General features: G+C 62.0%; 21 protein-coding genes. 11 read left to right on the top strand and 10 right to left on the bottom strand.

The annotated features are described in order from the left end of the window. The first annotated feature begins 3 nt into the window (after positions 1–3). The 9 genes from HBR94_RS03380 (at position 4) to HBR94_RS03420 (ending at position 7,006) form a co-directional block, all read left to right on the top strand. A complete protein-coding gene (locus HBR94_RS03380) occupies positions 4–330 on the top strand; it encodes a cytochrome c (protein ID WP_170044146.1) in 327 nt (108 codons plus the stop codon). Then, complete coding sequence (locus tag HBR94_RS03385; RefSeq protein WP_170044147.1) at positions 327–1,499, top strand: cytochrome D1 domain-containing protein; 1,173 nt, start codon at positions 327–329, stop codon at positions 1,497–1,499. The genes HBR94_RS03380 and HBR94_RS03385 overlap by 4 nt, the downstream gene beginning before the upstream one ends. Before the next feature lies 1 nt (position 1,500). Then, complete coding sequence (locus HBR94_RS03390) at positions 1,501–1,959, top strand: Lrp/AsnC family transcriptional regulator (RefSeq protein ID WP_057959364.1); 459 nt, start codon at positions 1,501–1,503, stop codon at positions 1,957–1,959. Continuing rightward, on the top strand, positions 1,956–2,471 hold the full coding sequence (locus HBR94_RS03395) for an Lrp/AsnC family transcriptional regulator (protein WP_057436868.1): 516 nt from the start codon (positions 1,956–1,958) through the stop codon (positions 2,469–2,471). The genes HBR94_RS03390 and HBR94_RS03395 overlap by 4 nt, the downstream gene beginning before the upstream one ends. Next, a complete protein-coding gene (locus HBR94_RS03400; protein ID WP_169989811.1) occupies positions 2,464–2,907 on the top strand; it encodes an AsnC family transcriptional regulator in 444 nt (147 codons plus the stop codon). The genes HBR94_RS03395 and HBR94_RS03400 overlap by 8 nt, the downstream gene beginning before the upstream one ends. Further along, complete coding sequence (locus HBR94_RS03405) at positions 2,882–3,412, top strand: Lrp/AsnC family transcriptional regulator (protein WP_169989810.1); 531 nt, start codon at positions 2,882–2,884, stop codon at positions 3,410–3,412. The genes HBR94_RS03400 and HBR94_RS03405 overlap by 26 nt, the downstream gene beginning before the upstream one ends. A 57-nt stretch (positions 3,413–3,469) precedes the next feature. Continuing rightward, entirely contained in the window at positions 3,470–4,648 is a 1,179-nt protein-coding gene (gene nirJ / locus HBR94_RS03410; RefSeq protein ID WP_170044148.1) for a heme d1 biosynthesis radical SAM protein NirJ, read from the top strand. Positions 4,649–4,715: 67 nt separating this feature from the next. Continuing rightward, a complete protein-coding gene (gene cobA, locus HBR94_RS03415) occupies positions 4,716–5,549 on the top strand; it encodes a uroporphyrinogen-III C-methyltransferase (RefSeq protein ID WP_115128345.1) in 834 nt (277 codons plus the stop codon). Continuing rightward, positions 5,546–7,006 (top strand): cytochrome D1 domain-containing protein, encoded by a 1,461-nt coding sequence (locus HBR94_RS03420; RefSeq protein WP_057436878.1) that lies wholly within the window; start codon positions 5,546–5,548, stop codon positions 7,004–7,006. Before cobA ends, HBR94_RS03420 begins: the two co-directional genes overlap by 4 nt. A 101-nt stretch (positions 7,007–7,107) precedes the next feature. Here HBR94_RS03420 and HBR94_RS03425 read toward each other — a convergent pair whose 3' ends face one another. The 3 genes from HBR94_RS03425 to HBR94_RS03435 all read right to left on the bottom strand — a co-directional run bounded on the left by HBR94_RS03425 (position 7,108) and on the right by HBR94_RS03435 (position 12,081). Next, positions 7,108–8,550, bottom strand: coding sequence for an outer membrane protein transport protein (locus HBR94_RS03425; RefSeq protein WP_170044149.1), 1,443 nt, complete (start codon positions 8,548–8,550; stop codon positions 7,108–7,110). A gap of 100 nt (positions 8,551–8,650) precedes the next feature. After that, positions 8,651–9,160: an alkane oxidation protein activator PraB gene (gene praB / locus HBR94_RS03430; RefSeq protein ID WP_057436883.1), complete on the bottom strand. Its 510-nt coding sequence runs from the start codon at positions 9,158–9,160 to the stop codon at positions 8,651–8,653. An 818-nt stretch (positions 9,161–9,978) separates the two neighbouring features. After that, complete coding sequence (locus HBR94_RS03435; protein ID WP_170044150.1) at positions 9,979–12,081, bottom strand: EAL domain-containing protein; 2,103 nt, start codon at positions 12,079–12,081, stop codon at positions 9,979–9,981. A 447-nt stretch (positions 12,082–12,528) separates the two neighbouring features. Here HBR94_RS03435 and HBR94_RS03440 point away from each other — a divergent pair, with 447 nt between their 5' ends. After that, entirely contained in the window at positions 12,529–12,708 is a 180-nt protein-coding gene (locus HBR94_RS03440) for a hypothetical protein (protein WP_252117166.1), read from the top strand. Between the two features lie 32 nt (positions 12,709–12,740). Then, the gene (locus HBR94_RS03445) at positions 12,741–13,079 is read left to right on the top strand and encodes a DUF6388 family protein (protein WP_057959356.1); all 339 of its coding nucleotides are present in this window, start codon (positions 12,741–12,743) and stop codon (positions 13,077–13,079) included. Here HBR94_RS03445 and HBR94_RS03450 read toward each other — a convergent pair. The 7 genes from HBR94_RS03450 to HBR94_RS28510 form a co-directional block, all read right to left on the bottom strand. Then, positions 13,076–13,957, bottom strand: coding sequence for a serine/threonine-protein kinase (locus tag HBR94_RS03450; protein ID WP_262383356.1), 882 nt, complete (start codon positions 13,955–13,957; stop codon positions 13,076–13,078). The two genes, HBR94_RS03445 and HBR94_RS03450, sit on opposite strands and share 4 nt — an antisense overlap. 141 nt (positions 13,958–14,098) lie before the next feature. Beyond that, the gene (tssM, locus tag HBR94_RS03455) at positions 14,099–17,485 is read right to left on the bottom strand and encodes a type VI secretion system membrane subunit TssM (RefSeq protein ID WP_170044152.1); all 3,387 of its coding nucleotides are present in this window, start codon (positions 17,483–17,485) and stop codon (positions 14,099–14,101) included. 15 nt (positions 17,486–17,500) lie between these two features. Next, positions 17,501–18,367 (bottom strand): type IVB secretion system protein IcmH/DotU, encoded by an 867-nt coding sequence (gene icmH / locus HBR94_RS03460; RefSeq protein WP_057436893.1) that lies wholly within the window; start codon positions 18,365–18,367, stop codon positions 17,501–17,503. A gap of 4 nt (positions 18,368–18,371) precedes the next feature. Further along, a complete protein-coding gene (gene tssK / locus HBR94_RS03465) occupies positions 18,372–19,703 on the bottom strand; it encodes a type VI secretion system baseplate subunit TssK (RefSeq protein WP_057436895.1) in 1,332 nt (443 codons plus the stop codon). After that, positions 19,690–20,190, bottom strand: a complete 501-nt coding sequence (gene tssJ, locus HBR94_RS03470) for a type VI secretion system lipoprotein TssJ (RefSeq protein WP_057436897.1) — start codon at positions 20,188–20,190, stop codon at positions 19,690–19,692. The genes tssK and tssJ overlap by 14 nt, the downstream gene beginning before the upstream one ends. 5 nt (positions 20,191–20,195) lie before the next feature. Beyond that, positions 20,196–21,314, bottom strand: a complete 1,119-nt coding sequence (gene tagH / locus HBR94_RS03475; RefSeq protein WP_170044153.1) for a type VI secretion system-associated FHA domain protein TagH — start codon at positions 21,312–21,314, stop codon at positions 20,196–20,198. A 15-nt stretch (positions 21,315–21,329) separates the two neighbouring features. Then, positions 21,330–21,467 carry a type VI secretion protein TagU gene (locus HBR94_RS28510; RefSeq protein ID WP_081044223.1) on the bottom strand — a complete coding sequence of 46 codons (138 nt, stop codon included), beginning with the start codon at positions 21,465–21,467 and terminating at the stop codon, positions 21,330–21,332. Positions 21,468–21,495 lie beyond the last annotated feature (28 nt).

Below are 21,495 nucleotides of genomic sequence, written 5' to 3' on the forward strand. Positions count from 1 at the left end.
GCCATGCAAGTCTCGATGATCGGTTCGGCCATGGCGCTGCTCTTCCTCATTCCTGCGCCGGTGCACGGAGCACCGGCGCCTGCGCGCCAGGTCCAACTGGAACACCTGTTGACCCAGGACTGTGGCGCCTGCCACGGCCTGCACCTGACCGGTGGCCTGGGCCCGGCCCTGACCCCGCAAGCCCTGTCCGGGCAAACCCGCGACAGCCTGATTGCCACCGTGACCTATGGCCGCCCTGCCCTGGCGATGCCCGGCTGGGCGCCGTTGCTCAATGCCGGCGATATTGCCTGGCTGGTGGATCGCCTCCTGCAAGGAACCCCCGCGCCATGATCCGTCCCCTGCTTGCCTGCATTGCCGGCCTGTTGCTCACCGCCTGCTCCCAGCCACCGTTGCGCGGCAGCGGCGACCTGGGCCTGGTGGTGGAGCGCGCCAGCGGCAGCCTGCTGATTATCGACAGCAGCCACCAGGCCCGCCTGGCACGGGTCGAGGGGCTGGGCGACCTGTCCCACGCCTCGGCAGTGTTTTCCCGGGACCAGCGTTACGCCTACCTGTTTGGCCGTGACGGCGGGCTGACCAAGGTCGACCTGCTGACCCAGCGCATCGACAAACGCCTGATCCAGGGGGGCAACAGCATCGGTGGCGCGATCAGCCAGGACGGGCGTTTGATTGCCGTCTCCAACTACCAGCCCGGTGGCGTCAAGGTGTTCGACGCCGTGACCCTGCAACAGGTGGCCGATATCCCGGCCACGCCCCTGGCCGACGGCAAACGCTCGCGGGTGGTGGGCCTGGTGGATGCGCCGGGGCAACGCTTTGTGTTCAGCCTGTTCGATACCGACGAAATCTGGAGCGCCGATTTCAGCCAGGGCAACACCCCGGCCATCACCCGCTTCACTGGCATTGGTCGCCAGCCCTATGACGCGCTGATCACCGCCGATGGCCGTTTCTACATGGCCGGGTTGTTTGGCGAGGACGGCATGGCCCAGCTCGACCTGTGGCACCCCGAACATGGGGTCAAGCGTGTGCTCGCCGACTACGGTCGCGGCCAGGAAAAACTGCCGGTGTACAAGATGCCGCATCTGGAAGGCTGGGCCGTGGCCGATAACCAGGCCTTCGTGCCCGCCGTGGGCCGCCATCAGGTGCTGGTGATGGATGCGCGCACCTGGCAACAGACCGCCACCATTGCCGTGGCCGGCCAACCGATTTTTGTCACCGCACGGCCCGACGGGCGCCAGTTGTGGGTCAACTTCGCCTACCCGGACAACGACCGGGTACAGGTGCTCGACACTGAAACCCACCAGGTGGTCGCGGACCTGCGTCCCGGCCCTGGTGTGCTGCATATGGAATTCACCGGGCGCGGTGAGCAGCTGTGGCTGTCGGTTCGCGACGGCCAACAGGTGCAGGTCTGGGATCCTTATCGCTTGACCTTGATCAAGACCCTGCCGGCCGAAAGCCCCAGCGGAATCTTCTTCAGCAGCCGCGCGCAAAAAATGGGGTATTGAGATGGAACTTGACGAGCTCACCACGCGCCTGATCGACCGCTATCAACATGGCATGCCGCTGTGCGCCGAGCCTTACATGGAAATGGCCAACACCCTCGGCTGCAGCGAGAAACAGTTGATGGCCTGCCTGCAACGCCTGGAACTGGCAGGCGCACTGTCACGGGTCGGGCCGGTGTTCGATCACAGCCGCGCCGGGGCCAGTACCCTGGCCGCCCTGGCGGTGCCCGCCGAACGCCTGGAGCAGGTGGCCGCGCGCATCAGTCGCTATCCCGAGGTCAATCACAACTACGCCCGCGAGCATCACTACAACCTATGGTTTGTGCTGACCGGGCCCAATCGCCGGCACCTGGAACAGATTCTCGACGAACTGGAAAAAGACACCGGCCTGATCCCTCTGGACCTGCCGATGCTCACCTCCTACCGCATCGACCTGGGCTTTGCCCTGGGAGGCCACCTGTGATCGCGCCGCTGAACCACGAGCAACTGCTCGACCTGCGCCAATGCCTGGAGCGCGGCCTGCCGAGGGTGTCGCGGCCCTATGAAGACCTGGCCGAGCAGATCGGCGCCCATCACCAGCAAGTGTTGCGGCAGATGCAGCAATGGCAGGAGCAGGGCCTGTTCCGCCGCGTCGGCCTGGTGCTCAACCACCGCGCCCTGGGCTTTGTGGCCAACGCGATGCTGGTGCTGGATGTGCCCGATGCGCTGATCGACGAAGTCGGCCAGCGCCTGGGTTGCGCGCCGGGCATCACCCTGTGCTATCAGCGGCCACGGCGCTTGCCGCACTGGCGCTACAACCTGTTCTGCATGGTCCACGGGCGTGAGCGCGCAGCGGTGCAGGCGCAGATCGAGGCACTGTTGCAACAGCACCTGCTCAGCGACCTGCCCCACCACCTGTTATTCAGTACACGCATGTTCAAGCAGTGCGGCGGGCGTTTTGCGCCACCGCCATCCCAGGTATGGGCCCATGGATGAACTTGACCGTCAGTTGATCAACCGCCTGCAACGGGGCCTGCCCCTGGTTCGTCACCCGTGGCAGTTATTGGCTGCAGAGCTGCACAGCACGCCCGACGAACTGCTCGACCGCCTGCACCTGCTGCTCGAAGACGGCGTGCTGACGCGCTTCGGGCCGATGTTTGATATTGAGCGCCTGGGCGGCGCATTCACCCTGGCCGCCCTGGCGGTACCTGAAGCACGCTTTGAACAGGTCGCGACGCAGCTCAACGAACTCCCGCAAGTGGCCCATAACTACCGGCGCGAGCATCACTGGAACATGTGGTTTGTGCTGGCCTGCGGCACCGCCGAAGACCTCGAGCAGACCCTCTCGCACATCCACACCATCACCGGGCTTGAGGTGCTTAACCTGCCCAAGGAGCAAACCTACCATGTCGGTCTGTACTTCCCGGTTTGACGAGACCCTGGCCCAGCGCTTGATCCATTTGACCGACGCCGGCCTGCCCCTGTTGGAAGACCCCTGGACCTGGCTCGCCGAGCAATTGGGGATCAGCGTCGAATCCACCCTGGACCTGCTCAAGCGCTTGCAGGGTGAAGGCGCGATCCGCCGGATCGCCGCCGTGCCCAATCACTATCGCCTGGGCTATCGCCACAACGGCATGACCGTGTGGGATGTGTGCGATGAACAGATGCCGCGCCTGGGCGAACTGATCGGCGCCCAACCCTTTGTCAGCCACTGCTATCGCCGGCCCCGGCGCGCGGACTGGCCCTACAACCTGTTCGCCATGGTCCATGGCCGCAGCCGCGAAGAAATCGACAGTTACCGTGAACACCTGCGCTTCTTGCTGGGCGATGCCAGCCGGGCGGACGAGATGTTGGTGAGCAGTCGCATCCTGAAAAAAACCGGCCTGCGCCTGACCCAACGATCCACGGTGGAAGCTGCCCACACAGATGCTGGATGACCCACCGCTAACGCAGCCTCGCAGGGCGAGACAGCTCCCCCACACAAGGACCACCCCATGCTTAGGATCAGTCATTACCTGCGCACCCTGGCCGGCCAATGCCCACCACCGCGCAGCGCCAAACCGGGCAGCGACCGCGCGCCGGTGGTGATCTGGAACCTGCTGCGCCGCTGCAACCTGACCTGCAAGCACTGCTACGCCACCAGCGCCGACAGTGTGTTCCGCGATGAGCTGGATACCGAGGCCGCGCTGAAGGTGATCGACGACCTGCACGACGCAGGGGTCAAGGTGTTGATCCTCTCGGGCGGCGAGCCCTTGCTGCGCGATGACCTGTTCCAGCTCAGCGCCTATGCCCGCGCCAAGGGCTTTTTCGTGGCGCTGTCGAGCAATGGCACGTTGATTGACGAAGGCAATATCCAGCAGATCGCCGATGCGCGCTTTGACTATGTGGGCATCAGCATTGATGGATTGAAGGCCACCCACGATGCATTCCGCCAGTGCGAGGGCAGTTTCGAGCGCTCGATGCATGCCATCAGCCTGTGCCGCCAGGCTGGCATTCGTGTAGGCCTGCGCACCACCCTGACCCAGGAAAACCACGCGCAGTTGCCGCAACTGCTGGGGCTGATGCGCGAATACGATGTGCAGAAGTTCTACCTCTCGCACCTCAACTACAGCGGGCGCGGCAAGCGCAGCCGGCAACTGGACGCCCATCAGCAGATGAGCCGCGACGCCATGCTGATGATCTTCCAGCAGGCCTGGAACGACGTCCAGAACGGCGTGGCCAGCGATTTTGTGAGCGGCAACAACGACGCCGACGCCGTGCTGTTGCTGCAATGGGTGCATCAGCATTTGCCGGAACACTACCCGCAACTCGAACACCTGCTGCATGCCTGGGGCGGCAATGCCTCGGGCAGCGGTATCGCCAATATCGACAACACCGGCGAAGTGCACCCGGACACTTACTGGTGGCAACACTCGGTGGGCAATGTGCGCCGCACCTCGTTTCGCGAAATCTGGCAGGAACGCCCCGACCCGTTACTGCTGCGCCTGCGCCAATACCCGCGGGAGGTCGGTGGCCGTTGCACCGACTGCCGCTGGCTGAACATCTGCAACGGCAACACGCGCACCCGCGCCTGGGCCGACGGCGATCTCTGGGGCCCGGACCCCGGTTGCTACCTCAGCAACGCAGAAATCGCCCGCACCCCGCCCACCTTGATTCCTTGCTCGGCACGCTGAACCACCGGCCGCTCACCTGGTGAAACAACCGGGGAGCGCCAACCTGATGATGAACCAAGGAAGTCTCATGCACTCAACCTACGCCTTACCCTACGCGCTGCACAGCCCCTTCCACCCCGGCGAAGTCGCCCTGGTCGGCGCCGGTCCCGGCGACCCGCGCCTGTTGACCCTGCGCGCCTGGAGCCTGCTGATGCAGGCGGATGCAGTGGTGTTCGATCGCCTGATCAGTGCCGAGTTGCTGACCCTGATCCCGCTGACCTGCGCCCGCCATTACGTGGGCAAGGCCAGCGGTTATCACAGCCTGCCCCAGGAGCAGATCAATGAACTGCTGGCCGAACTGGCTCAGCAAGGACAGCGCGTGGTGCGGCTCAAGGGCGGCGATCCCTTCGTGTTTGGCCGCGGTGCCGAAGAGCTGGAATACCTGTTGGCGCAAGGGGTGTCGTGCCAGGTAGTGCCAGGCATCACCGCAGCATCCGGCTGCAGCGCCTATGCGGGCATCCCGTTGACGCACCGTGATCTGGTCAACTCGTGTCGCTTCGTCACCGGGCATTTGCAGCGCGACGGTGAGTTGAAATTGCCCTGGGACAGCCTTGCCGACGGCAGCCAGACCCTGGTGTTCTACATGGGCCTGTCGAACCTGGCGATGATCGCCGAACGCCTGATCGGCGCCGGGCTGTCCGCCGAGACGCCGGCGGCGCTGATCTGCAACGGGGCCCGCGTCGACCAGCAAGTGCATCGCGGCACCCTGCGCCAACTGCCGGCCCTGGCCCTGATGTGCGAGCCCGGCGTGCCGACCTTGACGGTGATCGGGCATGTGGTGGATCTGTTTGCCGATGCGCCCCTGCACTACCCCGCCAGCCTCGCGCCCGCTCACCTCGCGCGGCCCAGGGTGGCAGTATGAAGCGCCTGTGGCTGGTGCCGCTGCTCTGGGCCAGCGCCGCCCACGGTGCGCCGGATGCCGCCGCCGATTACCAGCAGCATTGCCAGAGCTGCCATGGCCTCAACCGGGTCGGCAGCACCGGCCCGGCGTTGTTGCCGGAGAGCCTGGGACGGATCAAGCCGGCCGAGATTCGCCAGGTCATCGAACACGGGCGCCCGGCCAGCCAGATGGCGGCATTCGCCGGTCAACTCAGCGCGCAACAGATCGACGGCCTGGTGACGTTCCTGCAACAGCCGCCCGCCACGCCCGCGACCTGGAACGAGCAGAGTATCCGCAGCAGCCACCGCCAACTGGCCGACCTCAGCCAACTGCCGAGCACCCCGCAGCATCACGCCGACCCGCTGAACCTGTTTGTGGTGGTGGAATCCGGTGACCATCACATCGACATTCTCGACGGTGACCGTTTTGAGGTGCTCGACCGTTTTGCCTCGCACTTTGCCGTGCACGGCGGGCCGAAGTTTTCCCCGGACGGGCGCTTTGTGTACTTTGCTTCGCGCGACGGCTGGATCAGCCTGTATGACCTGCATAACCTCAAGCTGATCGCCGAGGTTCGCGCCGGCCTCAATACCCGCAACCTGGCGGTGAGCAAGGACGGGCGCTGGGTGCTGGTGGGCAATTACCTGCCGGGCAATCTGGTGGTGCTGGATGCGCGCGACCTGTCGCTGGTCAAGACCCTGCCGACGAATTCGCGGGTCAGCGCGGTGTACACCGCGCCGCCGCGCAACAGTTTTATCGTCGCCCTCAAGGATGTGAATGAGGTCTGGGAGTTGTCCTACGCGGCCGCGACCCCGAGCTTCGAGCCCCGGCGTATCCAGGCCCAGGACGTGCTCGATGACTTTTCCTTTTCCCCTGACTACCGGCAACTGCTCGCCACTTCGCGCAAGGCCGGTGGCGGGCAAGTGATCGACCTCGACTCCGGGAAGGTGGTCACCGACATCGCGCTGTCGGGTATGCCGCACCTGGGCTCGGGGACCTACTGGCAACGCAATGGGCAGTGGGTGTTTGCCACGCCGAATATCAGCAAGGGGCAGATCTCGGTGCTGGACCTCAAGACCTGGAAACTGATCAAGGAAATTCCCACCCTCGGGCCGGGGTTCTTTATGCGCAGCCACAGCAACTCGCGCTATGTGTGGAGTGATGTGTTTTTCGCACCCGGCAACGATGCGATCCACTTGATCGACAAGCAGACCCTGGAAATCGCCCATACCCTGCGGCCCATGCCGGGCAAGACCGCAGCACATGTGGAGTTCACCAAGGATGGGCGCTACTTGCTGTTGAGCATCTGGGATCGCGAGGGCGCGTTGATCGTGTATGACAGCCAGACGTTGCAGGAGGTCAAGCGGATCCCCATGAACAAGCCTTCGGGCAAGTACAACGTGGGGAACAAGATTGAGTTTGCGGAGGGGACTTCGCATTGATGGGGGGGCTGGATGGCTGGCGACAGTGGTGTGCCAGCCAGTAGCGGCGGTGACTGAAGGGCCGCCATCGCGGGCAGGCCCGCTGCCACACGGGATCTGGATCAGAAGGCGTAGGTAGCCCCCAGGCTGAGCACTTCGCCCTTGAGCTGGGCCTTGCCGTCCAGCGACGCCGCGCCAAGGCGATCAACGTTCTTGGTCTTGAGCTTGACGGTTTCTACAAACTGCCGTGAATAGGCACCGTCGATACTCAAGCCCGGAACCGCCCGGATGTTGTAGCCAAACCCCAGGGACGCAAATATCCGATCGCCATCAGGAATCCGCGGGTCACGGGTGGAGTTGGGGGTCGGGGTCTGGTCAAAGGCCACGCCGCTGCGCAGGGTGACGTCATCGGTGAGTTGGTAGTCGCCGCCTAGGGCGTACATCCAGGTGTTCTTGTAGTTGTAGGGAATCGACACCAGGGTGCTGCCCTCCGACTTCAAGGTCAGGGCCTTGAACGATGACCATTGGGTCCAGGTGGCACTCACGCCCAGGGTCAGGCGGTCGGAGAACTGGTGTACCCAATCCAGGGAGGCATTGGCCGGGATGTCCAGTTGGGCCGAGGCATTGGCGCCACCGGGATACAGATGCAGGCCTGGATAGGCCAGTTCGACCAGGGTCTTGCCATCCAGCACAGGGGTGGTCATGACATCTCTGGAGAGTCCATCGGCGTAGATATTGTATTTGCCCTCCAGCTTGTTCTTGATCTTGGCGTGGTAGTTCAGGCCCAAGGTATCCCGGGAGGTCGGCTTCCAAGCCATACCGGCAAACCAGCCCAGGGAAGTGTTGTCGACTTTGACCCGCATCAATGCCAGGCCCTGGCCGGCGGGAAACGGCGTGTAGCCCAGGTCCGGCGACTGCGCAGCGGCGGCGTAGAGGTCAACGTTCTGGCTTACAAAGCCTGTGGTGTGCTGCAAAATCCCCCCGCCACCGATGGAGAACTCATCATTGACCTTGAACGACAGCGAACCGGTCAGGCCCACGGTTTCGATTTTGGTGTCTACCGCAAAGTCACGGCCCTTCCAGTCCTCGTCCCACGTCGTGCGGGCCCCCATGGGCACCACCTGGCTCAGGCCAAAGGCAAAACGCTCGTTGATCGGGATAACCGTAAAGCCCGTCGGTGCCCAGGCTTCAAACCCACCCTGGCCACCGTCACCGGTGCGCGGCGTCGAGGTCGGCAGGCCGGTATCAGGATCAAGGACCGTAATGGATGCGGGATTGCCCGCGTAGTCATACGCCGAGCCTTTGTACTTGATGTCGATATTGGCGTAGTTGAGGGTGAACTGCGAAACGGGCCGGTCGATAAAGGCCATCGCCGCCGGGTTGTTGAAGGCCGCTGATGGGTCGTTCCTGAACAGCGAACCGCCACCGAACGCCCGGCCCCAGCCTGCGGTGTTGGCAGTCGGCGTCATGAACCCGCCGGCCTGGACCGGGCACGCCGCAACCGTCAGCCCACCCAACACTGCCAGGGCAAAGAATGCCAGGACCTGCTGTTTGTTGTGTTTCATGCACCACTCCGTCGTATCGTTACCCACCCCAGCAGGTGCCTCGAATAAGGCACCTGCCTTTCACGGGTGATCAGCCCTTTGCACTAGCAAGCGCGATGGCTCAAGGCGCCACGCTCAGGCTCGGGACCTTGACGGTCAGGGACTGGACGGCGCAGTTGCCGGAAAGCGGCTGGTTTTTACCGGTCAACGTGCGAGTCGCCTGGTTCCACTCGCCATTGAGGGTACCCGGGCCGCAGTTGGAGGAAGGGAACGCCACGGTCCAACCCACATTTGAGACGGTGCCGCTACCGATGCCGGTGCTCGCGTTATAGCTGGTCGCGGTCAATACCCAACCCGGAGACGGAACGTTTTTCATCTTCGGCAGATTGCACAGGCCACCGCCAGTGAGCGTTGCCGAAGTGATGGTGGCTACGCCTGCGGATACATTGCCGCCGAAAGTGACGCCGCAGGTAATGGGAGCCCCGAAGGAAGATGGCGACGTTACAACAATCGTGCCTGCCTCAGTGGTAAATGGACCTTCCGGGATAATCGACACGGCGCTGGCCATGGAAGCCGCCCCGAACAACAGAGCAAACGAACTTACACGAACGAGGGCTTTCAAACTTTTCATTATTTTTCCTCACATGGATGGCGAACTATTTCGCCGGGGTAATGGCCATGAGCAAGAGTTCACATTGAAGCTGTGACACCCCCTCTCCGACCAAATCTCAATTCAAATAACGGCATTAAATCGCTTATCAATCCAGGAACCTTTTTAAACTTATAAAACCCCGAGCAGCTCTGCTTTATTACCACTCGTTAGTTTCTGGCTTGCCGGACACTTACATAGGGCGCGCTGCATCTTTATTTAACGCCACATACACTCAGTAACGTCCCTAACCCCAAGGCAGACAAATTTCTGGCAATAAGCGTTTGTGAGCCCCATCGACTCCGAAAAAACCCACGACATTCAGATCAAGCAAGACGATGCTGGTACTGCTACACCCACTCCAGGAGCCCTGCCGGGTGGGCATTGGCGACAGGTCGATACTGCAAGACTTGATTAGCCCTTTGCCAACACCTTCCATAAAGAACATAGATACAGAACAGTGCCGACATCAAACAAGGCCCCAAGCAAGTACGGAAACTTAAACTAGAAAATTGCGCCTAAAAACATTGCAGACAAGTCAATCGCCTCCACAAGAGCCTATATTTATAAATTTCTTTTTAAAACTCGTATCAAATAATCTACCTGAAAAAATTACTTACGCCAGAGGGGCACCCTCCATTTACGAGAAGTCCTACGCAACAGCTTTATACTCGTAGGAAAGTCGAATAACTCGAACCACCGGCCAACTTCGGCGCAAGCGCCAGCGCACGGGAAGTCAAGGCTCAATATAGAGTGGAATTATTTGCAGGACTTATTTGTAGGATCAATGCAAGACGTGGCTATGCACCGGCCTCATCATTCATCTTGACTGCCCGCTCGCGAACAAATCGTTGCACCGCGTCGCCGGGCAACGCTTTGCTGAAATACCAGCCCTGGATAATCAACTCCGCCCCGGCGTGCCCCCTGCCCGACTGGAGGAAGGCCAACTGCTCAGCGGTTTCCACCCCTTCCACCACCACCCCCAGATTCAGCGCCTCACAAAAACGCAGCATGCCGGTCAAGACCTGCGCGCCCTTGGGGTCCTGCTGGGCCACCACAAAACTGCGGTCGATCTTGATGAAGTCCACCGGGAACTGGTGCAGGTAACTCAGCGCCGAAAACCCCGTGCCAAAGTCGTCGATATAGACCTTGGCACCAATGGCCTGCAGCTTCTGGATCATCTGCCGGGTCGCCTGGATATCGCCCACCAGCGCATCCTCAGTGATCTCCACCGACACATGGCCGTGGGCCAGGGAGAGGATGTCCACCAGTTGCCTGCCATAGGCGGGGTTCGTCAGGGTGGCGCTGGAGACATTAATGGTGATCGGTAGGGCAAAGCCGATTTTCTGCCACTTCTGGTACTGACGCACGGCCTGGGAGGCGACCCACACGTCCACGTCCGGCATCAACCGGGCCTGGGCCAGCCACTGGAGGAACTCCCACGGCGAATGCACCTTGCCCTGGCTATCGCGCGCGCGCATCAGCGCTTCACAGCCGGTGCACAAACCCGTCAGGGAGGACACCTGGGGCTGGTACTCCAGGTAGAACTCGTAGTCGCTGATCTGCTGGATCCTGCTCAATGCACTGGCCTGGCGTGCTAGCGCCCGGTGCGCAGTCAGCACTGGGTCCAGTTCCAGCAGACGCCCTTTTTCTTCGAGCCCGCGAAAGGTCATGTCGAAAGACTTGAGGTAAACCGTACCGCCCTCCACCGCCTGCCGATGAATCGCGCGGACATAGGGCGCATAGACCAGTATCCCGACTCCCAGCAGCACCAGTTGCAGCGCCACCGCAGCCAGATCGCCCTGGGTACTCAGGTAAGCGTTGAGCAGCACCGGCGCGGTGAACGGCACGCTGGCCAACGCTGGCGAGACCCAGCCGGCCTGCACCACCAGCAATGCCAGCACCGTATTGATCACCGGCACGGCTAAAAAAGGGATAAACAGGCGCGGGTTGAGAATGATCGGCAAGCCAAACAGCAGCACTTCGCTGACGTTGAACAGCGACAGCGGCAGGCTGGCCACCGCCAGCAACCGCATGGACTGGCTCTTGGAAAACAGCAGAATCGCCAGCAACAGGCACAGGGAACCGCCAGCCCCGCCAATAAAGGCAAAGCACCCCAGCAGACCGCCATTCAACGCATACAGGACGGGCTCCCCCGCCGCCAATGCCGCGCCATTGAGTATCACGGCCTGGTCCAGGGCATCAAACAGCGGCTGGATCGCGTACACGCCATGGATGCCAAAAAACCACAGCAGCGAATTGATCGCCGTGACAAACACACCGGTGCCATAAGGGGACTGCAGCGTATCGAGCATCACCGGGCCCTGGAACTGCGCCACATGAGCAACCTGCAACAGCAACGACAACGTCACCACCAGTAGCAATGCGGTGATTGCTCCCGGTACCACCATGTTGATCGTACCCCTGAGGTTGTGTCCCACCAGGTCTGCGTTGACCAAGCGGGTCCAGCGGTAGCGATGCAGCCAGGCAATCACCGGGACATTGATCAACGGCGAGGCGATGGCAATAAACAGGACAAAGGTTGCCGACGCACGTGGATAGTCTCGCAGGACAAAGGAGGCAATGACCACGTGTGCCAGGCACAAAAACGCTACTGGCAACTGCGCTAAGCGGTGCTGGATTGCCAGCATATAGCCGATGGAAGCGGCCACCAGCAGCGGGATCACGGAACTGATCTTGGCATGCAGGCCGGCCAGGAATGCCACGACCGGCGATGGGAAGTCGAGAATCCGGGCGCATTCGGACAACAGCAGAAAACCGGCCGAGACCAGCAGGCATGGCAAGATCCATAACAGGCCTTCCCGGATGGCTCGCAACGACTCCGTACTGGCCAGGGCTGCCAGGCGTTGGGTGAAGAACAGCTTGAACAGCGTCTGCGCCATGACTATCTCCCTGCCCTCGGGCCATCACACCGGTCTTCAACGAGGGCTTAACGCTACACGGCCGGGCCCCGAAAATGAAAGGATTTTGCCGCGTTTGGCATCGATGCGTCGTCCTGGGATACCAGCAGACGTGCAGACAAGGGTGTAATTTCCTACGCTTTTTGAAACAATACCGTGCGTGAGGGCCTTGCTGCCCACGCGGGTACCGCAGGTTTTCGGAACCAACTGCCACCCGCTCCTGTCATGAGCTGTACGGGTCTGTCGACCCGCAGGCCGGCATCGAATGACTCGATCCGCAGGCCACGTTTACACCCGCAGGCATCGGTACGCCGACTGACCCAGCGTTCTCAGGGAGATGTATTGAACATGCAACGCAGGCTTACAAATCGTGCGCGACCTCTGGTTTTCACCGTAGGGCTTTGGTTGTGTGGGGTCGCTGTACTGTTTTTGATCAAGGCCGCCGTTGAAGCCGTCGAAGGGCCTATCAGCAAAACCTGGGTCGACTTGACCCTGGTGCTGACCGCCTACCTGTTTTTTTTCTTGCTGGATCCATTGCAACAGTGGACAGCCAATCGGCTGCGTAAACGCGCCCGACGCAAAAGCCGTTACGAACAAGCCTCGTCCTGAGGTCGCGCAACCTGTATTTGCGGAGTTCCCCCTTGTCTGAACCTGGCGAAAACCTTCAGCTTGCCCTGGATATATTCCTGAGCCAGCACCCCGATCTGCGCACCGAACTGGACACGCTGAACCCCTTGGCGGCCCAGGCCAAGCGGGAAACCATGGCGCAATACCGGGCCGAGCGCCTGCATGAGGCCTTTGAGGCCGAGGCAGAAGCCCGCAACCTGTTTGCCTGGGAACTGACACTGCAACTGATCAGCCAGTCGCCACAGGAGTTCGAGGCCAAGCGCCTGGAGGTTCACAAGGAAGTGGCCCAGATGGCGGGCCTGGAGTGGGCTGAGTATTGTCAGCTGCATGGTCTGGCAGACAGTTCACCTTAACGGGCAGCGAACCAGCGGCCCACCACCGAATGTTCACACTGCATCGCCACCTGCAACTCGTCGAGGGTGATGGTTCGTCGCTGCGGGTCGCCATTGAGCGCTATTTTCAGTGCCGGCCAGCAACGCCGGGGCAGTTGTCGCGGAGGCGCCAGTCGCGCGCCTTGTGTACTACGCCTGCCCAGCGCCAGGTCATACACCAGACACGCGGCACCATAGACTTCGCTACTGGCTGACAGGGGTGCGCCGTCCAGCAGTTCCGGGGCGGCATAGGCCGGTGTCCAGGCAGTGAAGCGCTGTGGGTTCAAGGCCGGCAGCCCGGACAGCGGCGGCGCAAGCGCCTGGGCAAGGCCAAAGTCAAACAGCCGCACCCCGTCATCGTCCAACATGACATTGCTGGGCTTCACATCGCCGTGCAACACACCTTGTCGATGGATGTAACCCAGCGCGTCCAGCAGCCCCGTTGCAATACGCCGCAGTTCTTGCCAAGGCACCCCGCGCGGGCAGTCGAACAACAACTGGTCCAGGGTCGCGCCACTCATCAGCTCCATGGTGAAGAACGCCACTTCGCTCGCCGTATCCACATCAAACGAAAACACCCGTACCACGCGCGCGTGCCCCAGGCTGCGGGTCAGGGAAAACTCCCTGTAGAGCAGCAGGTGCGCATCCTGTGACTGGGCAAGGCTTTCACCGAGAACCTTGAGTGCCACCAGGGGCCTTGGCTCACCGAATTGCTCGTGGAGCAAATCACGGGCGCGATAGACAATCCCCATGCCCCCTTCCCCGAGCACCCGTTCAAGGCGATAGCGGCCGCCCAGCAACATCGGCAGCGGGCTCGATATGAGCAGGGCACAGGCGCCAGGCTGGGGCTGGTTTTCCATCATGCTTGCATCACCAGGGCCGTCAGATTATCCCTGGCCTGACCACGCAATACCCCGTCGAACCCGCGATTCAGCATCAATTCGGGGGTTCCGGGTTCAATGCCTCGCCCATTGCGTTGCGACAGGTGTCTTGCCATGGGCTCATAGTTGCTCCGGTATGCGGAAGGTCCGCCACGTCGCCATCTCGAACGGGTTCGGCGTGCGCTGGCTGGTCAACAGATAATGGGCACGCAGGCCGCCGATGTCCGCCTTGAGCAGGCGCGCATCGCGGCCATTCGAGGGTTCGCCTTGCAGCAAGTCAAACAGGCGGAACAGCGACCATGGCCCGCTGTTTTTCTCGATGCCCATTGGCCGTTGCGCCATACCTTCCAGCACCAGGCTGCTGCGCCCGTCCTCGGTATCGGTGGGCCACTGGAACAGCATCGGGACAATCGGCCCGTGGCGGTATTCCATCTGTTGGTCGCCGAACCGCAGGATCGCTCGACTGACCGTGGGGTCCAGGCTGTATGGCGCCAGGGTAAAGCGCACCCCCGGCTCACTCGGGTCATCGGCGAAGAACGCCTGGCGTATGGTGCGCGCCTTTGCCAGTTGGTCCAGCAACGCCCGCGACATCGGCAGGCTGCGGCCATCCAGGCTGCGCAACCGATAGCGGTCGCCGTCCCCCATCACAAAAGGCCGCAGGTCGTCGTCAAGAAACCGCGCCATCACCCCTTGGGGCTTGAAGAACTCGCGAAAATCATTCAGGGCCACGTCGCTGCTGGCATGGGCGCTGAACGGGTAGCGTTGCTTGATCGCCGAAGCATAGAACCCATACACCTCACTCTGATAGCGCCGGTTCAGGTGGCGGTAGGCCTCGTCAAGCACCAGGCGCCAGGTGTCATCAGTGACACCCGCGAGCCAGCCGTTGAGGGGAGCCGGCAGGCGCGCCGTAGCATTGCGCAGGTTGCCCAGGGCGTCCTGTTGTCCCTGCATGCGCCGCTTGACCAGCTCAAAGGCGGCTCGTTCAGGCCGGTTCTCCCGCCCAAGGGCGGCCAACTGCAGATGCACCTGGTTGAGGGTTTGCAGCACCTGGGACAATTCTGGCCCAGGGTTGTCCTGCTCATCGAGCAACTGATGCAGTGATTCAAAGCGCCGCTGCACTGCGCGCTGCGGGGTGTCGGGCAGCCGTTGCGTGACACTGTCCACGACCGCCTGGACCACCGGCGAACCCGACTGAAGCGCCTCCAGGCGTTCGACAGGGCTTGAAAAGCGGGTGTTTTCCCGGACCTGCTGCAGCAACTGCAACAACGGTGAACGGGCTGATGTCAGGCCCGCCAGCTGCTCGGCAATTTCGCGGGGGCTATCGTTTTCCTGCAAGCGCACCTGGGCCAGCGCCGCCCCCCAGGCCTGGGCATAGTCGCTGAAATACTGTTGCTCCAGCTCGACCATCAGTTGGCGCAGGCCGATGGCACTCAGTTCTGTACCCTCCCCCAGTACCCAGTTATCACGCACTATGGCCGCGACCATCCGAGTGCCCTGCACGGCAAAGAACTGACGGTAGCCCTGCTGGGTGAAGAAGCCAGGAATGGGTTGGTCAATGCCGGCGAACACTTGCTCCTGGGGGGCCAGGTGTTGGGCGAAACGATAGGGTTCAAGCTCGCTGCCCTGTTCACGCAGCAGACGGTAGATCACGCCAGCCAAAGGTTGCGCTTTCAAGACCTGGCGAGCCTGGGCCACCAGGGTTTCGTTGAGGGGTGCCACAAAGGGTTGCGCAAGCAATTGTGCAAAATGTGCATTCAAACGCTTCTGCAGGGCAGTGTCGCCAGGGTAGCGCAGCGACCATCGCTCGGCGACGCGATCCATCAACCATTGTGTGTCCCGCCGCTCAGGCAGATTGAGCATCAGATAGGCCCGCAGGCTGAGAAGCAACTGCTGACGGTCGTGCAAGTTGCTGCGCACCTGCTCCTCCAGCATCTCGCTGACCCGTGCCATCAGGTGCTGGAGCAATGCCTGGCGGTAGGCGGTGTCCAGCACCGGGCGGCTCCTGTCACCTTGGTACAAACCTGAAAACTGCAACCATCCCGCGCCTTGCGGTGCCGGAAAAACCTGCGTGGCCGCCCATCGACGGTCCAATAGTGGAACTATCGCCACGCTCGGGTCTTCTGCCGCCTGCCGAGGAGCCGGAGACCGCGCCAACTCCCGCAGTTGTTCCAGGCGTTGATGATTCTGCGAATAGCTGTACATCCACAGCGAACCTGCGCCGCCGAGCACCAGCAAGGCAGCCAGGGCCAGGCCTCGCTGGCGCCGGCGGATCTGCGCGCGCTCCCGGTGGTCCAGGCCGGCCAGGTCGACCTCGCCGAACACCACCCGGCTGAACAGACCCTGGATAAACCGTGGACGCTCGCCGGCGCTGGTCAAGTAGAAACCGCGCAATGCGTTGACGCGCTGGTAACGATGGGCAGAAAACGCCAGTTCGGTAAACAGACACAGGCGCTCGCCGATCTGCGCCACCTGCCGAGGAAAATCCACCATACGCCCGCGGCGCTCGCCGCTGCGCTCCAGATGCAGGCGCTGTATCAGTTCCCCGCTCAAACGCTGCAGCACGGCTTCAAATGCCTGGCGCACCTGAGCAATATCGGTTCCCGCCGTGCCGGGTACGATGGGCTCGCCCAACAGACCGTCGCTGCCCTGCCCCTCCGTTCGCTCGAAGAACTCGACAAAACCGGGCAAATGGTCCGCCTGAGTCAGCACCAGATAGACCGGTAACTCCACATGCAAGGTCTGCTGCAGATCGTGAAGACGGCTGTTGAACTGGCGCGCAGCAACGCTCAGGTCCTGCTCGCTGCCATTGAGTAGGGTATCCACCGACAGTGTCAGTAGCACGCCGCTGAGCGGGCGCGCACGGCGCCGGGCTTTCAACAGCGTCAACAAGGTCGCCCAGCCGCCACCATCGACCTCACTGTCGGCATGGGTCAGGTAGCGCGCCGGGGTGTCGATCAGGACCCCCTCATCGGCAAAATACCACTCGCAATGGGGTATTGCGCCGGCAGTGTGGGGGGCGCCGCAATCAGTCCGGTCCAATGGCAGCTGCATGCCACCCGCCTGCAACAGGCAGGTCTTGCCACTGGCGCTGGCGCCCATCACCAGGTGCCAGGGTAATTCGTTGCGCCAACGTTCGCTGCGTTTGCCATAACGCCGCGCTGCCTTGAGGGTGTGCAGCGCTTCCTTGAAGCGGCCACGCACGTTGTGCTGTTCGTGCTCCACAAGGCCCTTGCGGGACTTAGGCGGCGCCTGGTCCGGGCCGCAAGCCTGTGCGGGGGATTGTGCGGGGGTGCGCCGCTGGGCAAAGACCATTGCCAACCCCCAGGCCAGGAACAAGCCGCTGACGGTCAATAAGCGCGATGTCGCACCGAGCCAGAAGCGCTTGTCATCGACCGCCAGGAGCGGCCCGAACCGCCACACGGTCCACGCCAGCAACAGTACCAGCAGCAAGCTCCAGACCCAGGTCAGACCCAAGGCAGAGGCCAGCATTTTGAATAGATTTTTCATGGATCGCTCCCTGCGCTACTGCGGTGTCCGGATGATGTCGGTGGTGGTCGGCAGATAGGCTTTGAGCACGCTCTCGCGCTGTTCTCCAAGCACCCAGGCGAACCCTGAATACATGAGGGCCAGGCCCATTACGACGAAGACCCAGACCCAGGTTGCAGAAACAATGCGCATCGCCTGCCGGGGTTTGCGGCTGGACGGTGGCCGGGGCTCACTGGCCAGAGGCGCGTGGCCGCGCACATGGATGATCTGCCGGTATAAAGCGTCGCGAATGCCGTCCAATTGCAGCAGGCCACGCTCCATCACCCGATATTTGCCTTCAAAGCCCAGCGCCAGGCAGACGTACATCAACTCCAGCAGCGCCAGATGCTTGATCGGATCCCTGGACAATCGCTCAAGCAGCTCGAAGAATTTTTCACCGCCAAAGGTTTCGTTATGAAAGCGGCTCAACAGGCTCATCTGCGACCAGTCGCTCTGACTGCCCCAGGCCGTGGTCACCACCGCTTCGTCTATTACGCTACACAGCACGTAACGCGCCGCCGTGATCTGGCTGTCGAGGATTGCGTCGTGGCGGGCGCGGGTTTCAAACAGCGTAATGCCCGATGACAACCGATCATTGAGCGCGTGCAGGCCTTCACGGGCCGTGCCGCCCTTGAGCCGGACCACCTCCGACAACAGGTCCCAGGCCGCTGTCACCAGCGGGTTGAGCCCCAGCCTGAAGTGTTCTGCGCCCTGCAAATGGGCGGCGTACATCATCCGGTCCTCAAGCTGTTCAAAGCGCGGTGGTGCCTCGAAATCCGTGATGGCGCCCTGCGCCGGGCCAAATCCATGACGATCCAGCAGGACCGTCTTGTCATCCTGCGGGTATGTCCTTTCCATCGTCATCGGTTCAGTTCCTGATAGCCCAGAATTTCAATTCAAGATCGGCAAACTCGCCGCTGACATGGAAGGCGAATCCACCTGAATGTGCCAACTGCTCCAGGTCGCGGGGGCTGAGTTCGAGCATGAAATAGGTTTTTTCGGCATGGAAAGGAATCTGCCGGGGCGCCACGGGCAACGGCTTGACGCTAATGCCAGCCAGGTGCAGGTTGACCAGCTCGCGGATCCGCTCCACCGGCCCGATTTTCAGGTGCGCCGGCAACCGCTGGCGCAACACCTCCGAATCGCTACGGGCACTGGCGGCCACAATGAAGGTCGCAGCGCCCAGCAGGTTCAGGTCGTTGACCGGACACACCAACACCCCGTATTGACGGGGCTGCAGCACCAGCTCAATGGCGTGCTGCTCGAGTACCATCGACAACACCGCACGAATTGCCGCCATCAGTTCACGGAAGCTCGGTCCCTGCTCGCTATGTTGGTAGCGCCCATCAAAACCGGCGCGTTTGGTAGCGCTGGAAAACGTCGAAAGCTCCCCCAGCAACGCCAGTAGAGCCTGGTACAACACGTCGGGGCCCAAGCGGGTCTGGTCCAGATAGTGGCGCAGGATCAACTCCGTACGGTTGATCAACTGCAACATCAGGAAGTCCCCCATCTCGGCCCCGGCCGCCTGGCCAGCGTCCTGCAAACGCTCGGCAATCGCGTCCCCGCGGAACGCCAACAGGCTGACCACCTCCTTGAGGCAGGACAGTAAAAAGGGCGACCCATGAAGGTGCATGAACGTCGGCGAGAATAGGCTGTCGAGGGCTACAACGCCCTGGCCGTTACAATCCAGGACCTGTGCGACTTTGAGCCTGACGTAGGTCTGGACGTCATGGTCGTCGCCAAGCAGCAGGCGAAAATCCGGGCGGGCGCAGGTTATGGCGCAGCGTGTGTCTTCGCCGGCATTGGCGTCTCCCACTTCCACTTCGTACGCGGTGTAGCGCGCCACTACATCAGCTTGCGCCGGGCGGCGAACCTCGACGGCATTGCCGGCAACCATCGGCAACGCCAGGTACACCGCCTGGCTGCCGCTGTTTGGAGGAATTTCCAGCACCAGCGGCGCGCTCAGGTCACGCATATCGAACAGCGTCCCATCAGGCAGCACGCCACTGGCCTGGCTGACCACCACCTTGCCCATCTCGAGGTACTGCGGGTCGATTTCCAGGGTCAGGAAGCCCCAGGCATAGCCCTGTGACAACTGGCTGCGGCGGGCCAGTTGCTGGTGGTAGTAACGGTCGTTGTGCTGCAGATGCTGAGGGCGCAACAACATGCCCTCCTGCCAGGTGACTTTATCGAGCAGCATGTGAGTCACCTGCCTGGGCCGGCTGCCAATCGGCTGCGCGCACGCCCGCTTCATCGAACAACAGTTCGATACGGGTCCGCGAGCCAACGGCCAACGGCACGACATAGCGCCAACGTGCCTGGGGCAAATCCCGGTAGGCCGCCAACACCCCGATGTAGCGGCCGCCCGACGTTGCCCTGAGCTTCAGCGGGACCTGCTCACCAGGGCGCAACTCCCATTCTTCGCTGCTTATCAGGTCCTTGGGCAAAGTGCTTTCGGCACGTCCATACAGGCTGAAAAAATCCGCGTTCTCGAAGGCCACCGGATTGCTGAGCTCCAGCAAACGCACCACGATAGGCGACGGCCGACCATTCAGATCCGGGTTGACCTGATCGCTGGCAGTCAGCGTCAGGTCCAGCTTGGTCAGCTTCGAATAGGGGGACAGGTTGCTGCAACCGGGCAACAGGCCCATCACAGCGAGTAACAGAACAAAGGTGAAGCGTGACATGGGGATCATCCAGAACAAGTACTGTGAAGGGTGGAAACCAGGCGCACCTGCTCCCGGTAGGCGTTGGCAAAGTCCTCGCTCAGTAAGCGCTCACTCCAGCCTTCGTCCTCGACCAGGCGCTGATAATGGCGCAGGTAGGCGCGCCAATAGGCGCCGCTGGTGGGGAGCCGCGGCGTGTTGCCCTGCTGTTCGAAACGCACCAGCAACTGGCCCGGGGCAAACGCCGCCAGTGCGCCGCGCACGGCGGCACGACAACCCGCGAGCACCGCGACCTGATGCACCTGCAAATCGCGGTAAGCCTGGATAACCGCCAGTTCGGCTGGCAGCCCCTGCCGCTCACCGCCCAACATGGCCTCCAGGGAATCGGCACCGCCCATCAAGGGAGGCTGGTCGCTCGGACGCCCGAGCGAAGCGCTCAACTCACTTTTCAACTCTTCGTGGGTGTGCAGGTTCTGCTGCAACCCTTCGACGGCCTGCCTGAGCAAGCCCGCGACCTTGATTGCCAGCGCTTGCCGCCCTGGTTCGTCGAGCGGGTCCAGGCACACGCCCAGCGCCTTGGAAAACGCCCCCCAGAACAGCGCGTGGTCGTTACCTGCCGGGGGGCTTTCTGCCGCTGGTGCAATCTGCGGGGCAGGCTCTACCAGGGTCGGCACAGTCACATGCTGGCGCTCGACCGTGCTGGTGTCCGTCCAGCGCGTTTCCTCTGACTGCTGGGCCTGGCCGGGCATGGCATACAGCGGATCCAGCTGCAGGAACGCATCATCCGGAATCAGGTTGTCGCTGTGACTCGCGGCGCCAGCCACCGCCACCAACTGCGTGCGAATATCAAACGGGCCCATCCGAAACACCATGCCTTGACCAATAGGCCGGGCCTGGCCCTTGCGCAAGCGCACGGCGCTGTCCCCCAGGCAAATGCCATTGCTGCTGATGTCCGTCAGAAAGTACTGATCGTCACGAAAGCTGATCAAGGCATGATGATTGGACAACTGACGGCTGGGATCGGGAATGACCCAATCACAATCGGCACCACGGCCAATCACCCCGCCGGCGCCGTCAAACACTTTGTTGCGGGTCGAGCCGGGCATGCCTTGCCAATTGCCACAGATCTCAAATATCAACTGCATACGGGGCCTCCGGGCTTATTGCGCGTACTGGTCGGGCCGCGGATCTCCCAGCGGCCGATATTCATCGTCGTCAAACACGTAATTTGCCGTACAACCACTCAGCACCAACATCAGCAGAACAAGGACTAATACCTGCCACCGAGAAACAATCATCACGCCTCTCCCATTGAAATAAATCCGT

Origin of the sequence: Pseudomonas sp. WS 5412 (assembly GCF_012985615.1) — a bacterium.
Classification (GTDB): Bacteria; Pseudomonadota; Gammaproteobacteria; order Pseudomonadales; family Pseudomonadaceae; genus Aquipseudomonas; species Aquipseudomonas shahriarae.

Excerpts from the sequence above, each read along its gene's own strand:
- HBR94_RS03380 (WP_170044146.1), top strand. The coding sequence starts at position 4 with ATGCAAGTCTCGATGATCGGTTCGGCCATGGCGCTGCTCTTCCTCATT.
- HBR94_RS03385 (WP_170044147.1), top strand. The coding sequence starts at position 327 with ATGATCCGTCCCCTGCTTGCCTGCATTGCCGGCCTGTTGCTCACCGCC.
- HBR94_RS03390 (WP_057959364.1), top strand. The coding sequence starts at position 1,501 with ATGGAACTTGACGAGCTCACCACGCGCCTGATCGACCGCTATCAACAT.
- HBR94_RS03400 (WP_169989811.1), top strand. The coding sequence starts at position 2,464 with ATGGATGAACTTGACCGTCAGTTGATCAACCGCCTGCAACGGGGCCTG.
- HBR94_RS03405 (WP_169989810.1), top strand. The coding sequence starts at position 2,882 with ATGTCGGTCTGTACTTCCCGGTTTGACGAGACCCTGGCCCAGCGCTTG.
- nirJ (WP_170044148.1), top strand. The coding sequence starts at position 3,470 with ATGCTTAGGATCAGTCATTACCTGCGCACCCTGGCCGGCCAATGCCCA.
- cobA (WP_115128345.1), top strand. The coding sequence starts at position 4,716 with ATGCACTCAACCTACGCCTTACCCTACGCGCTGCACAGCCCCTTCCAC.
- HBR94_RS03420 (WP_057436878.1), top strand. The coding sequence starts at position 5,546 with ATGAAGCGCCTGTGGCTGGTGCCGCTGCTCTGGGCCAGCGCCGCCCAC.
- HBR94_RS03425 (WP_170044149.1), bottom strand. The coding sequence starts at position 8,550 with ATGAAACACAACAAACAGCAGGTCCTGGCATTCTTTGCCCTGGCAGTG.
- praB (WP_057436883.1), bottom strand. The coding sequence starts at position 9,160 with ATGAAAAGTTTGAAAGCCCTCGTTCGTGTAAGTTCGTTTGCTCTGTTG.
- HBR94_RS03435 (WP_170044150.1), bottom strand. The coding sequence starts at position 12,081 with ATGGCGCAGACGCTGTTCAAGCTGTTCTTCACCCAACGCCTGGCAGCC.
- HBR94_RS03450 (WP_262383356.1), bottom strand. The coding sequence starts at position 13,957 with ATGGAAAACCAGCCCCAGCCTGGCGCCTGTGCCCTGCTCATATCGAGC.
- tssM (WP_170044152.1), bottom strand. The coding sequence starts at position 17,485 with ATGAAAAATCTATTCAAAATGCTGGCCTCTGCCTTGGGTCTGACCTGG.
- icmH (WP_057436893.1), bottom strand. The coding sequence starts at position 18,367 with ATGACGATGGAAAGGACATACCCGCAGGATGACAAGACGGTCCTGCTG.
- tssK (WP_057436895.1), bottom strand. The coding sequence starts at position 19,703 with ATGCTGCTCGATAAAGTCACCTGGCAGGAGGGCATGTTGTTGCGCCCT.
- tssJ (WP_057436897.1), bottom strand. The coding sequence starts at position 20,190 with ATGTCACGCTTCACCTTTGTTCTGTTACTCGCTGTGATGGGCCTGTTG.
- tagH (WP_170044153.1), bottom strand. The coding sequence starts at position 21,314 with ATGCAGTTGATATTTGAGATCTGTGGCAATTGGCAAGGCATGCCCGGC.
- HBR94_RS28510 (WP_081044223.1), bottom strand. The coding sequence starts at position 21,467 with ATGATTGTTTCTCGGTGGCAGGTATTAGTCCTTGTTCTGCTGATGTTG.